This window comes from Polaribacter pectinis, assembly GCF_014352875.1.
Taxonomy (GTDB): Bacteria; Bacteroidota; Bacteroidia; order Flavobacteriales; family Flavobacteriaceae; genus Polaribacter; species Polaribacter pectinis.
The window spans coordinates 2,483,776-2,496,413 of sequence record NZ_CP060695.1 but is presented as its reverse complement, the minus strand read 5'-3'; the positions used below and the strand labels follow the sequence as shown (position 1 = coordinate 2,496,413).

Below are 12,638 nucleotides of genomic sequence, written 5' to 3'. Positions count from 1 at the left end.
AATTTAGTAAAACCAATGTTGGTATCACAATAAAAGATAGTAACAATAAGTGCAAGTAATTAACAACTATTCTATTTGAACTCTAGTTTTAAAACTTTCTACTAATGTTGTGTAGTCTCTTGGACTCTTTTTTTCTTGGTTTTTGCGTAAAAACGGAAAAACCTTCAGCAAAACGCTGTTAGTTTGTTTTTTCATTTTAGGGGATTTAAAAGTTATTCTGCGTTTTCAATAAAGTCTCTAAACCAATTAGTAATTTGGCTTATAAAAGATTGATTTTCAACGGTGTAATTTGAGTTTGTATTGCCGCTGGCAATAGACGAAGTGTATTCTTCTTTTCTCATTATTAAGGGGGTTAATGATTAATAGAATTGTTAATTAATTATAAAAATGTTAAACAAACATAAAGAAAATTTTGGAATTAACCAATTTTTTATAAAATGCTTGCAACTTTTTTACATACATACTCTAGAAATTGTTCGTCTTTTTCGGTAAAAATATTTGCTGAATGTGAGTCTATATCTATTTGACCAATGTTGTTTCCATTCACAAAAATTGGAATTACAATTTCCGATTTTACTTTCCAACCACAAGAAATGTAATTATCTTGTTCAGAAACATCTTGTACAACAAAGTTTTCATTACTAACAGCAACTTGTCCACAAATTCCTTTACCAAAAGGTATAATAGTGTGTTCTGTTTCTTCTCCTGCATATTGTGCAAGTTTTAGTTCTTTTTTATTTTCATGGTTAAAATAAAAACCAACCCAATTGTAGTATGAAATACTGTTTTTTAGTGTGTTGCAGATTTCTTGTAACTTATTATCTACTGAATTTTCAGCAATAATAATCTTATCTATATTTTGTTGTAAAACTTTTATATTCATTTTTGTATATTGGTCTTGTAAAATAGTGCGCTAAAATAAATTAAAATTTGTTGTGAAAAAACATAAAAACATTGTCATTTTTCTAATTAAATTTTTTGTGGTCTACTTTGCCTTGGTCACAATTTATAATTCATACTTACAAACTTCTCAACAAAAAATAGGTGGCTTTAAAGCGTCTTCTATCACAACTATTGTAGCAGAACAAACTGAAACTTTATTAGAGTTTTTTGGTTACCATGCAGATGCTTTGCAGCATGAAGAAGAATTATCTGTTAAGCTTTTAATAGATAATCTATTTGTAGCAAAAGTTATAGAAGGTTGCAATTCTATAAGTATCATTATCTTATTTATTTCCTTTATTGTTGCCTTTTCCGGTTCTATTAAAGCTACAATTATATTTTCAGTTTTAGGAAGTATCTTTATATACATCATTAATGTTTTTAGAATTGCATTTTTAACGGTAATGATTTTTAAATACCCAAAACAACAAGAGTTTTTACACAATTTAGTTTTTCCAGCAATTATTTATGGTACTATATTTTTACTTTGGGTGTTGTGGGTAAATAAGTTTTCTAACCATAAGAAAAGATGAATAAAGTAATTAAAATAATATTATTATCATTTCTTTTATTCTTGTTTTTTATAATAAGAGGTTATTCTGATGAGCTTTTTTACGATCCATTAATTGGGTATTTTAAAAACGATTATTTATACACAAATATGCCAGAAATTAGTGTTTGGCGCTTAATGATAGATATGCTTTTTAGATATGCTTTAAACTCACTAATATCTTTAGCTATTATTTGGGTACTGTTTCAGCGAAAAGACTACATTAAATTTTCTGGATTTTTTCTGATGTTTGCATTTATGGTGCTCATAGTTGTTTTTATACTCTTATTAAGAGATAGGTTCGAGTCTGGTTACCTATTACCTTTTTATATTAGAAGATTCATCATTCATCCATTATTTTTATTGTTGCTTTTACCTGCTTTTTATTATCAAAAATTAAGCAATAGATAATTTAACATCATTTTAAAGTTTCTTATTGTAAATTTGCAATTAGAATGAAACAAGTTTCAACAAAAATAGCATCCACTTTATTAGCATTTTTAGTGCTTTTTTCTACCTTTTCTTTTACGGTAGAAAAACATTATTGTGGAGATTTTTTGGTTGATGTTTCTTTTGTAGGTGAAGCAAATTCTTGCGCTATGGAAATGGACGCTGCTGCAAAAACTATAAAAAAGAAATGTTGTAAAGATGAAGTTCATAAAATTGAAGGTCAAGATGAATTGCAACACAATTCTATTGATAAATTAGACTTTCAGAAAAAACAGTTTTTAACAGCCTTTTTTGTCTCTTATAAAAACTTATTTATAGAAATTGACACAAAAACTAATTTCTACAAAGACTTTTCTCCACCAGATATTCCTCTAGATTATCAGGTTTTATACCAATCTTTTTTAATTTGATTTAATTTTTAACATCTAAAATTCATCTTTTATAGATGATAAAGTTCTTGTTATTAAATAAAAATCAAACAAAATGAAAAAACATATTTTAAGTAGTATTTTACTATTTATACCGTTTATAATTTTCGCTCAAACAAATTTGAAGGGAATGATTATGGACAAAAATAATCCAGAAAATAATTTAGGCGTTTCTGGCGCAAGTGTACATTGGTTAGATACAAATGTTGGTGCAGTTACCAACGAAAAAGGATGGTTTACAATTCCGTATAAAACCGAATATAAAAAATTAGTAGTTAGTTATATTGGTTACAAAACGGATACAATTACTATTAAAAATTTAAAACCAATTCATCATTTTATAACTCCTGAAGGCGATTTAGAGGAAATTACAATCAAAAGTAAAAAGAGTGCAACATTTAAATCGTTTTTAACAACTGCCAATGTTTTTACTGTAAATGCAGAAGAATTGTTAAAAGCAGCTTGCTGTAATTTGGCAGAAAGTTTCGAAACAAATCCTTCTATAGATGTAAGTTTTTCTGATGCTTTAACAGGAACTAAACAGATACAAATGTTAGGTTTAACAAGTCCGTATTTGTTAATTACACAAGAAAATATTCCTTCAGTAAGAGGAGCATCTCAAGCTTTTGGTTTGACTTTTACGCCAGGAACTTGGGTAGAAAGTATTCAAATTACAAAAGGCGCAGGTTCTGTTGTAAATGGTTATGAAAGTATTTCCGGACAAATAAATGCAGAATTGGTAAAACCAGGTTCAGATGCTAAATTCTTTTTAAATGCATATTCTTCTATAAACGGAAGATTAGAATTAAACACACATTTTAATCAAAAAGTTACTGATAAATGGCAAACAGGTTTGTATGTTCATGGAAATTACAGAGGAGAAAAGTTTGATAAAAATGGAGACAATTTTTTAGATGCTCCATTGTCAAATCAAATAAATGTGATGAATCGTTGGCAATATACAGATGCCGAAAAAGGTTGGGTAAGTTTTATAAATGTTCGTTATTTAAATGATGAAAAACAGACTGGAGAAATCAATTTTAATCCAGAAACAGACAAAGGAACTACAAATGCTTGGGGTAGTGAAATTGACACAAAGCGTTTTGAAACTTCGGCAAAATTAGGCTACGTTTTTCCAGAACTACCTTTTCAAAGTATCGGTTTTCAGTTAGCGTACAGCAATCATCAACAAGACTCTTATTTTGGGTTGAATGGGTATGATATTACTCATGAAAGCGTGTATTCTAATATTATTTTCAATTCGATTATTGGTGATACTAGAAACAAATTTAAAACAGGAATAAGTTACACTTATGATAATTATGATGAATTAGTAAATACCAACGATTATAGTAGAGTAGAGAATTCAGTCGGCGCTTTTTTCGAATATGCGTTCGATAATTTAGAGAATTTTAGTTTAACAGCAGGTTTAAGAATAGATACACATAATTTACTAGGCACATTTGTAACACCAAGATTACATTTAAGATATGTTCCTTGGGAAAAAGGAGTTTTTAGAGCTTCTGTTGGAAGAGGAAAAAGAAGTGCAAATATTTTTGCTGAAAACCAACAATTATTTGCAAGTTCTAGACAAATTAATATTGATAATGTAGGTGGTAATATTTATGGTTTAAATCCAGAAATAGCTTGGAATTATGGAGTTTCTTATCTTCAGAAATTTAATTTTTTAGAAAAAAAAGGAGATATTACTTTCGATTTTTACAGAACTGATTTTAGCAACCAAGTTGTAGTAGATTGGGAAGACCCACAAGCAGTTTCTTTTTACGATTTAGATGGAAAAAGTGTTGCAAATAGTTTTCAAGTTGAAGTAAATTATGAGCTTGCAGAACGTTTTAATTTAAGAACAGCTTACAAATATTTTGATGTTTCTACAGATTTTAAAAGTGGGAATTTGCAGAAGCCAATTCAACCTAAAAATAGGTTTTTTGCCAATCTTTCTTTTGATACTGAAGCAAAAGAAAACGGTTCTCAATGGAAGTTTGATGTCACTTTTAATAACATAGGAAAACAACGTTTGCCAAATACAGCAAGTAATCCTACTCAATATCAATTACAAGCTTTTTCAGACAGTTATCAATTGTTGAATTCACAAATTACAAAGGTGTTTTCAGACAAGTTTGAGATGTACGCAGGAGCAGAAAACTTAACAAACGTTCAACAAAAAAATCCTATTTTAGCAAGTGATAATCCTTTTGGCTCAAATTTTGATACTACAATTGTGTATTCGCCAATTTTTGGACGTGCAGTTTATGCGGGATTAAGATTTAAAATTCAGTAAAATAAAATTATAAAAAATGAAAAAAATAATATTTGTATTCAGTTTATTTTTGATTGGTTTTTCAACACAATCACAAGAAGTAAAAAAGAATAAAAACGCTAGAGTTTCTTTTGAGGTAGATGGTATTTGTGGTATGTGTAAAAAACGAATAGAAACGGCAGCTTTAAAAACAAAAGGTGTAAAGTTTGCAATTTGGAGCGTGGAAACTCATCAATTAAGTGTAATAATGGACGAACGCAAAACAGATGTTTCTAAAATTCAGAAAAAGATTTTAGAAGTTGGGCATGATGTTGTGTTAGAAAAGGATAAAAAACTTATTGCAACTACAGAAGCCTATAATTCTGTACATCCATGTTGTAAATACAGAGATGAGGAAATTATTTTAGACCATCAAGGTGAATTAAAAAAAGTAAAGAAGAACTAAATAAGCTCTTCTTTAAACTAATTGAAATAGGGATTCTGTAAAAAGGATTCCTATTTTTTTTCGTCTTCTATAATTCCCATTCTTTTTGCACGATTTTCCCAAGATTTTCTTGCCAAAGCCTGTAAATCTGCAACATTATCGGTTTCATCCATAATTTCTAAACCAAGTAATGTTTCAATTACATCTTCTTGAGAAACAATACCGCTAACAGAACCGTATTCATCTACCACAAGTGCAATATGTTCTTTTTCTTTAATTAATTTATCAAACAAATCTGGTATAGATAATTCTCTATCAGTAACCAAAATATTTCTTTTTATTGAAGCTAAAGTTTCCTTTCCATTTCCATTTATCATTGCCTCTAATAAATTATCTTTTAGAAAATAGCCAGTAACTGCATCTGGATTTTCAGAAAAAACAGGAATTCTAGAAAAACGCAACTTTTTATGTTCATTGTAAAAAGCTTCTATGGTTTGTGTTTCATCTGCAATTTCTAAAACAACTCTTGGCGTCATTACATCATTTACTTTAATTTCTTTAAAACCAAGTAAATTTCTAATTACTTTACTTTCATTTTCTTTAAAAACACCTTCTTTTTCAGCCATATCAGCCATAACTAAAAAGCTTTCTCTGCTTAAAATACTTCCATGACCTTTTCCTCCAATTAGTTTTGTAGTTAATTGTAAAAGCCATAAAATACCTGTGTATTTTAGTGGGAAAATCATCACTTTTAAAGCTTTCGAAGTAAAGTTAGCCAACTGTTTCCAATAAGTTGCACCAATAGTTTTTGGTATAATTTCTGAAGCAACTAGAATTAAAATCGTCATAATTGTAGAAACGATTCCAACCATTACATCTTCAGTAATTTTAATTCCTAAAATTGTTTTTATTTCTGTACCATACATTTCTGCATAGGCAACTTTTGCTTGTACACCAACTAAAATTGCACCAACTGTGTGTGCAATTGTATTTATAGTTAAAATGGCAATTAATGGTTTGTCTACATCTTTTTTGAAAATTTCTAATTGATTAGCATACTCTAAACCTTCACTTTTTTTAAGATTGATAAAAGTGGGAGTAATACTTAACAAAACGGCTTCTAAAATAGAACACAGAAAAGAGAAAAATATAGAAATTGTAGCGAAAATTATCAGTAATGTCATTTATATAAATTTTGAATGGCAAAGTTACAAAATAAAAAACCTCAAAAATTTCTTTTTGAGGTTTCATTAATTCTTAATTTATATTTTTAGAAAGAATAATTCATTCCAAATAAGTAATAAGATTGTAATTTGTTGTCTACAGTATCGAAAGTTGGAGTTGTTCCAGGAACAGTTAATTCTTCATTTACTGCAATAGCATTGCTTAAAGCTTCTTGTTTGTTTTTACGTAAACCAACTTCGAAACCAACACCAATTCCTTTCCAGATTGTATAACCGAAAGAGTTTGTCCAGGTCCAGTTAGATAAGTCAGAAGATTTATAACTTTGGAAAACAGATAAGTTAGATTTTACACTTAATTTACCATATTTCTTGTTATAATCAGCAACAATTTTAGCACCTAAAGAAGATTCGAAAACTGTATCTCCACTACTAAAAACAAAATTGTAGTTTCCTGGGTGCATAACCACAACAAGGTTGTTAGTTGGTGTCCAAGTTAAACCAGCACCAAAATCTAAATATCCAGGATCGTTAAAGTTGTCTATAATAGTTGTTCTGTATTCAGCTAAAGCAGAAAGTGCCCATTTTTTGTTTAGTCTTTTACCATATAAAGAACTAATTGTAAAAACGTCTGTAGCAGTATCAAAACCTTCATCACCAGCAACACCTTTTTCGTCTAATTTTACCCAACCTAAATTAACAGCAGCAGAATTTCTCCAAAAGAAATCTTCTTCTATTAAATTAGCAAAACCATTAACAGTAATACCAATGTTTCCTGCAGATGCAGTTGGAGCTGTTCTAGAATACCAGTTGTTAAAACCAGAAATACTTCCACCAATTGTACCAAAAGCACCTTTTTTCCAACCTGGAAGTGCATCTATTTTAGCTTGTATAGATTTTGCTTCTTTGTCTAGTTTAGAAATTTCAGCTTTTTTAGTGCTTAATTCTTTTTTTAATTCATCAGCAGTTTGTGCAGTTGCAGAAAAACTAATGCAAACCAATAAAAGTAAGATTGATAATTTTTTCATTTTGTTTAATTTTTATTTTTTAAGCGTGCAAAAGTACACTTTTTCTATTTAGACAACATTATTTTTTGATAAGTCACTTTTTTATGAAAAGAATAACTAACACCTAGCCCAAATTCTTCTCTAAATTGGACTCTTTTAGATGCATTAGAATCTATAATTGTATGAAAAGTAATATTCATATGTATGAATTTATTTACTTTAAAAAATAAATTCATTTGGTATTCTATATCTACGTTTTGTGGTTTGTCTAAATAATCTGAATAAACAGCCAAAATATTTTCAATATCTATATTGTCCATAGCTTCAAATTTGTAATAACCAGAAAAGTTAAAACCTAAACCAAAAGCAGTATTTCTGCCTTCTTCTACACCGAATTTTCCTGAAAATTCATCACTTACAAAAGTATACCTTACTGTTGCGGGCGCAATATTGAAACGAAAATCATCCGATTTTTTCCATAAAATACCAGGTCCAATACTTAAATAAGCTGGTGAGAAAATGTCTGAAACAGGTAAAGCAGGAGTTTGTTTGTAATCGTAACCGCGAGAATATTGGGTTTTAAAGTTGGTGAAAAAAGAGAAAAACCAAAAACCTTCAGACTTTATACCTAAAAGTGAATTGTACTCGATTCTATCGTTTGTTTTTCTGTATCCTTTACCACTTAAATGGCTTAATCCGTAAGCTGTAATTAATTTGTTATCCCAGTTCCATTTTCCTTTTTTGTAGTTAAAATCGTAGTTTACATTTAGACTTCCAGCTACATTGTCTTGTCCACCAGAAACCCAGTTAGAAAAATTAGCTTGATTAAAAAGGAATTTAAATCTACCATGAATTTTCCATTTAGGAATACTATCCTTTTTTTTCTCTTGAGAAAAGAAAATTGTTGAAGAAAGCAATAGTAAAATAAGTAATATTTTTTTCATGAAGCCTTAAAAAGCAAGCTACAAAAATAGTAGTATCAATTATAAAATAAAAATTATTTTTTTGATTTATATAGAGGAACTGTAGAGCAAGCTTCACCAAACATTATAGATTTGGTAATTGGTTGCAGTTTTTCAATCAAAAATGCATAAGCAGAATTAGGAATTGGTTTCTCTGCACAACCTTTTATAATTACAGGTGAATCTGCAAAATCTTTGTAATCTACAAATTGTAACAATTCTTGATAAATAACAGTTTCTAGCAATTCTAAATCTCCAATAACCACTTTATTTGCAAAAGGTGTAATTTCTGCAGCAACTAACATAAATGCCCAAGAAGGAATAATTGCATCTACAGAACAAGATACAGCAACAAAAGTATTTTTATATTGAGACCAATCATGGTTTTTTACGGATGCTCTAAAGTCCGTTTCTTTTAAAATTAATTCTTGAAATAACCAGTCTTTTATATCAAACAAAACTCTTTTCCCTTCAGGATAAATTTCTTCTAAATCGAAGGTTTTTAGCTTGCTATTTGCAACTCTGTTTATAATTTCTTCTTGCATTTTTTACTTTTTAGTCTTAAAGTTTTAACTCATCACTCAAAACTTAACGTTCACAACAATATTATAACATTCCCAATTCTAACTTTGCTTCTTCGCTCATCATTTCTTGAGTCCAAGTTGGGTCGAAAGTAATTTCTACTTCACACTCGTTAATTTGCTTTAAAGACTTTACTTTTTCTTCAACATCTCTTGGTAAAGACTCTGCAACTGGGCAATTTGGCGATGTTAAGGTCATTAATATTTTTGCATTGTTTTCATCAGAAACAAAAACATCGTAAATTAAACCTAATTCGTAGATGTCTACAGGTATTTCTGGATCGTAAATTGTTTTTAAAACATTTACAATTTTATCTCCTATTTCTTCTAATTCTTTATCTGTCATTCTGTATGTTCTTAATTTTATAATTTTGTTTGCTGTGCAATTGCATACATTTTAATTTGCTTAATCATAGAAACTAAACCATTTGCTCTTGTTGGACTTAAATGTTCTTTTAAACCAATTTCATCAATAAAATTAGTTTCGGCAGTTAAGATATCTCCTGGTTTTTGTTCTGAATAAACTCGCAATAATAATGCGGCTATACCTTTTGTTAAAATAGCATCACTATCTGCAGAATACTTTATTTTATCTCCATCTAATTCAGAATACAACCAAACTTTAGATTGGCAACCTTTTATTAAATTTTCATCTAATTTATATTTGTCTTCAATAATTGGTAAAGATTTACCAAGTTCAATTATATATTCATAGCGTTCCATCCAATCATCGAACATCGAAAACTCATCAATAATTTCTTCTTGTATTTCTTTGATAGTCATTTTTAAAACTTATTTTTGCACCTTTAAAAGGTATTTTTTGTAAAGTGCAAAATTACGTATAAAATATAAGAAATGAGTAAATTATTAGCAGTTGGTACAGTAGCTTTTGATGCAATTGAAACACCTTTTGGTAAAACAGATAAAATTTTAGGAGGATCAGGAACTTTTGTAGGATTGGCGGCAAGTCAATTTGGAGTAAAAACAGGCGTTGTTTCTGTTGTTGGTGGAGATTTCCCTCAATCATATATAGATATGATGAATTCTAAAGGAATTAATACTGATGGAATTGAGATTGATAAAAATGGAAAAACATTTTTCTGGAGTGGAAAATATCATAATGATATGAATTCACGTGATACTTTAATTACAGAATTAAATGTTTTAGAAACTTTTACACCAGTTGTACCTGAAAGTTTTAAAGACGCAGGTATTGTAATGTTAGGTAATTTACATCCATTAACACAAGCATCTGTTTTAGACCAAATGTCTAAAAGACCAAAATTAGTAGTTTTAGATACTATGAATTTTTGGATGGACATTGCTTTAGAAGATTTACATACTGTTTTAAAAAGAGTAGATGTTGTTACCATTAATGATGAAGAGGCAAGACAATTATCTGGAGAATATTCTTTAGTAAATGCTGCAAAGAAAATTCATACAATGGGACCAAAATATGTGGTGATTAAAAAAGGAGAACATGGAGCTTTATTATTTAATGAAGGAAAAATGTTTTACGCACCAGCATTACCTTTAGCAGAGGTTTTCGATCCAACAGGAGCAGGAGATACATTTGCAGGAGGTTTTTGTGGGTATTTAGCAAAAACAGAAGACGTTTCTTTCGAGAATATGAAGAACGCAATTATTTACGGCTCTAATTTAGCTTCTTTCTGTGTAGAGAAATTTGGTACAGAACGTATGCAAGAGCTTACAGCAGACGAAGTGAAAAATCGCTTACAAGCGTTTAAAGAATTAACACAATTTGATATAGAGTTATCATAAAAAAAATCCGCGTTTAAAAACGCGGATTTTTATTTTTACAACAGCAAAAAACATAACAACACACAACTAAAAATAAATACCAATGAGTGACGCTATTAAACATGAATGTGGAATTGCACTTGTTCGATTAAAAAAGCCTTTACAATTTTATAAAGATAAATACGGTTCTGCTTTTTACGGAATTAACAAAATGTATTTATTAATGGAAAAACAACACAATCGTGGTCAAGATGGTGCTGGTTTTGCAAGTATAAAGTTCAATATGGAACCTGGTACAAGATACATTAGTAGAGTTCGTTCTAACCAATCGCAACCAATACAAGATATTTTTGCGCAAATAAATGAGCGTTTAAATAATGTTTTAGAAGAAAACCCAGACAAAAAAGACGATGTAGATTGGCAAGAAAAGAATATGCCTTACATAGGAAACTTGTTTTTAGGTCATGTTCGTTATGGAACTTTTGGTAAAAATAGTATCGAAAGTGTGCACCCTTTTTTGCGTCAAAGTAATTGGAAACATCAAAATTTAATAGTTGCTGGTAATTTTAACATGACCAATTCTAAACAATTATTAGAAGAATTAGTAGAATTAGGTCAGCACCCAAAAGAGTTTACAGATACTGTAACTGTAATGGAAAAAATTGGACATTTTTTAGAAGAAGAAGTGTCAAGTTTATATCAACAAGCAAAAATAAAAGGATTTAGCAAGAAAAATGCTTCACCTTTTATTGAAGAAAAATTAGATCTACAGAATGTATTAAAAAGATCTGCAAAAAATTGGGATGGAGGTTATGCAATGGCTGGTTTAGTTGGTCATGGAGATGCTTTTGTTTTAAGAGATCCAAACGGAATTAGACCAACTTATTTTTATGAAGATGAAGAGGTTGTTGTTGTAGCATCGGAAAGACCAGTTATACAAACTGTTTTTAATGTTAAGATTGATGATGTAAAAGAATTAGAAAGAGGACATGCGTTAATTATTAAAAAAAATGGAAAAACTTCTATAGAACCAGTTTTAGATCAAAAAGAAAAAAAATCTTGTTCTTTTGAACGTATTTATTTCTCAAGAGGAAGTGATGCAAGTATATATGAAGAACGTAAAAATTTAGGAAAATTAGTTTTTCCGAAGATTTTAAAATCGATAGATTCAGATATTTCAAATACAGTATTTTCTTACATTCCAAATACTGCAGAAACTTCATTTTATGGAATGACAGAAGCTGCTGAAGATTTATTGAATCAACAAAAAACAGCAAAAATTTTAGCTGGAGGAACAAAATTATCAGCTAAAAAAGTTACAGAAATTTTATCTGAAAGACCGCGTTTCGAGAAAATTGCGATTAAAGATGCAAAATTAAGAACCTTTATTGCAGATGATAGTAGTAGAGATGATTTGGTAGAACATGTTTACGATATTACTTATGGAGTTGTAAAACCAACAGATAATTTAGTAATTATAGACGATAGTATTGTTCGTGGAACAACACTTAAAAAGAGTATAATCAAGATTTTAGATAGATTAAGCCCTAAAAAAATAGTGGTTGTTTCTTCTGCTCCGCAAATTCGTTATCCAGATTGTTATGGAATTGACATGGCAAGAATAGATGCTTTTATTGCATTTAAAGCAGCAATTGAGTTGTTAAAAGATACAAAACAAGAACATATTATAGACGAAGTTTATAAGAAATCTAAAGCTCAACAATCCAAAACAGATGATGATATTGTAAATTTTGTAAAAGAAATTTATAAACCATTTTCTGCGGAAGAAATTTCATCCAAAATAGCAGAAATGCTAAAAACGGAAGATATAAAGGCAGAAGTTGAGGTTATTTATCAATCTATAGAAGGTTTGCATGAAGCCTGTCCAGATAATTTAGGAGATTGGTATTTTACAGGAAATTATCCAACTCCTGGAGGTCATAGAGTAGTAAATCAAGCTTTCATAAATTTCTATGAAGGAAATGATAAGAGAGCTTATTAATTTGTAAAGGAGAGAAATTTTTTATATTTTAGTGAATAAGTGTTTTTAAAGTGTAAGATTAACAAATACATC

General features: G+C 29.3%; 15 protein-coding genes. 7 read left to right on the top strand and 8 right to left on the bottom strand.

Features of this window, described 5'->3' with window-relative positions; all coding sequences use genetic code 11:
- Positions 1-66: 66 nt before the first annotated feature.
- Entirely contained in the window at positions 67-195 is a 129-nt protein-coding gene (locus H9W90_RS15495) for a hypothetical protein (RefSeq protein ID WP_302849806.1), read from the bottom strand.
- 235 nt (positions 196-430) lie between these two features.
- Complete coding sequence (locus tag H9W90_RS11100) at positions 431-883, bottom strand: GAF domain-containing protein (RefSeq protein WP_187481665.1); 453 nt, start codon at positions 881-883, stop codon at positions 431-433.
- A gap of 52 nt (positions 884-935) precedes the next feature.
- On the opposite strand from H9W90_RS11100, the gene xrtF reads away from it, so the two are divergent.
- From xrtF to H9W90_RS11075, 5 genes are all read left to right on the top strand, one after another.
- Complete coding sequence (gene xrtF, locus H9W90_RS11095; protein ID WP_187481664.1) at positions 936-1,475, top strand: exosortase family protein XrtF; 540 nt, start codon at positions 936-938, stop codon at positions 1,473-1,475.
- On the top strand, positions 1,472-1,903 hold the full coding sequence (locus H9W90_RS11090; RefSeq protein ID WP_187481663.1) for an exosortase F system-associated membrane protein: 432 nt from the start codon (positions 1,472-1,474) through the stop codon (positions 1,901-1,903). Before xrtF ends, H9W90_RS11090 begins: the two co-directional genes overlap by 4 nt.
- A 44-nt stretch (positions 1,904-1,947) precedes the next feature.
- Positions 1,948-2,352, top strand: a complete 405-nt coding sequence (locus H9W90_RS11085; protein ID WP_187481662.1) for an HYC_CC_PP family protein — start codon at positions 1,948-1,950, stop codon at positions 2,350-2,352.
- A gap of 73 nt (positions 2,353-2,425) precedes the next feature.
- Positions 2,426-4,669 (top strand): TonB-dependent receptor, encoded by a 2,244-nt coding sequence (locus H9W90_RS11080; RefSeq protein ID WP_187481661.1) that lies wholly within the window; start codon positions 2,426-2,428, stop codon positions 4,667-4,669.
- Positions 4,670-4,685: 16 nt separating this feature from the next.
- The gene (locus H9W90_RS11075) at positions 4,686-5,093 is read left to right on the top strand and encodes a heavy-metal-associated domain-containing protein (RefSeq protein WP_187481660.1); all 408 of its coding nucleotides are present in this window, start codon (positions 4,686-4,688) and stop codon (positions 5,091-5,093) included.
- A 50-nt stretch (positions 5,094-5,143) separates the two neighbouring features.
- Here the strand turns inward: H9W90_RS11075 and H9W90_RS11070 are convergent, their stop codons facing one another.
- The 6 genes from H9W90_RS11070 to H9W90_RS11045 form a co-directional block, all read right to left on the bottom strand.
- Positions 5,144-6,256, bottom strand: a complete 1,113-nt coding sequence (locus tag H9W90_RS11070; RefSeq protein ID WP_187481659.1) for a CNNM domain-containing protein — start codon at positions 6,254-6,256, stop codon at positions 5,144-5,146.
- Positions 6,257-6,342: 86 nt separating this feature from the next.
- Positions 6,343-7,281, bottom strand: coding sequence for a DUF3078 domain-containing protein (locus H9W90_RS11065; protein WP_187481658.1), 939 nt, complete (start codon positions 7,279-7,281; stop codon positions 6,343-6,345).
- Positions 7,282-7,325: 44 nt separating this feature from the next.
- Positions 7,326-8,204, bottom strand: coding sequence for a DUF3078 domain-containing protein (locus H9W90_RS11060; RefSeq protein WP_187481657.1), 879 nt, complete (start codon positions 8,202-8,204; stop codon positions 7,326-7,328).
- A gap of 53 nt (positions 8,205-8,257) precedes the next feature.
- The gene (locus H9W90_RS11055; RefSeq protein WP_187481656.1) at positions 8,258-8,767 is read right to left on the bottom strand and encodes a DUF2480 family protein; all 510 of its coding nucleotides are present in this window, start codon (positions 8,765-8,767) and stop codon (positions 8,258-8,260) included.
- A gap of 61 nt (positions 8,768-8,828) precedes the next feature.
- Entirely contained in the window at positions 8,829-9,149 is a 321-nt protein-coding gene (locus tag H9W90_RS11050; protein WP_187481655.1) for an SUF system Fe-S cluster assembly protein, read from the bottom strand.
- Between the two features lie 17 nt (positions 9,150-9,166).
- A complete protein-coding gene (locus H9W90_RS11045) occupies positions 9,167-9,586 on the bottom strand; it encodes a SufE family protein (protein ID WP_187481654.1) in 420 nt (139 codons plus the stop codon).
- A gap of 72 nt (positions 9,587-9,658) precedes the next feature.
- Between H9W90_RS11045 and H9W90_RS11040 the strand changes: the two genes are divergently transcribed.
- Positions 9,659-10,585, top strand: coding sequence for a PfkB family carbohydrate kinase (locus H9W90_RS11040; protein ID WP_187481653.1), 927 nt, complete (start codon positions 9,659-9,661; stop codon positions 10,583-10,585).
- A gap of 82 nt (positions 10,586-10,667) precedes the next feature.
- Positions 10,668-12,566 carry an amidophosphoribosyltransferase gene (locus H9W90_RS11035; RefSeq protein ID WP_187481652.1) on the top strand — a complete coding sequence of 633 codons (1,899 nt, stop codon included), beginning with the start codon at positions 10,668-10,670 and terminating at the stop codon, positions 12,564-12,566.
- Positions 12,567-12,638 lie beyond the last annotated feature (72 nt).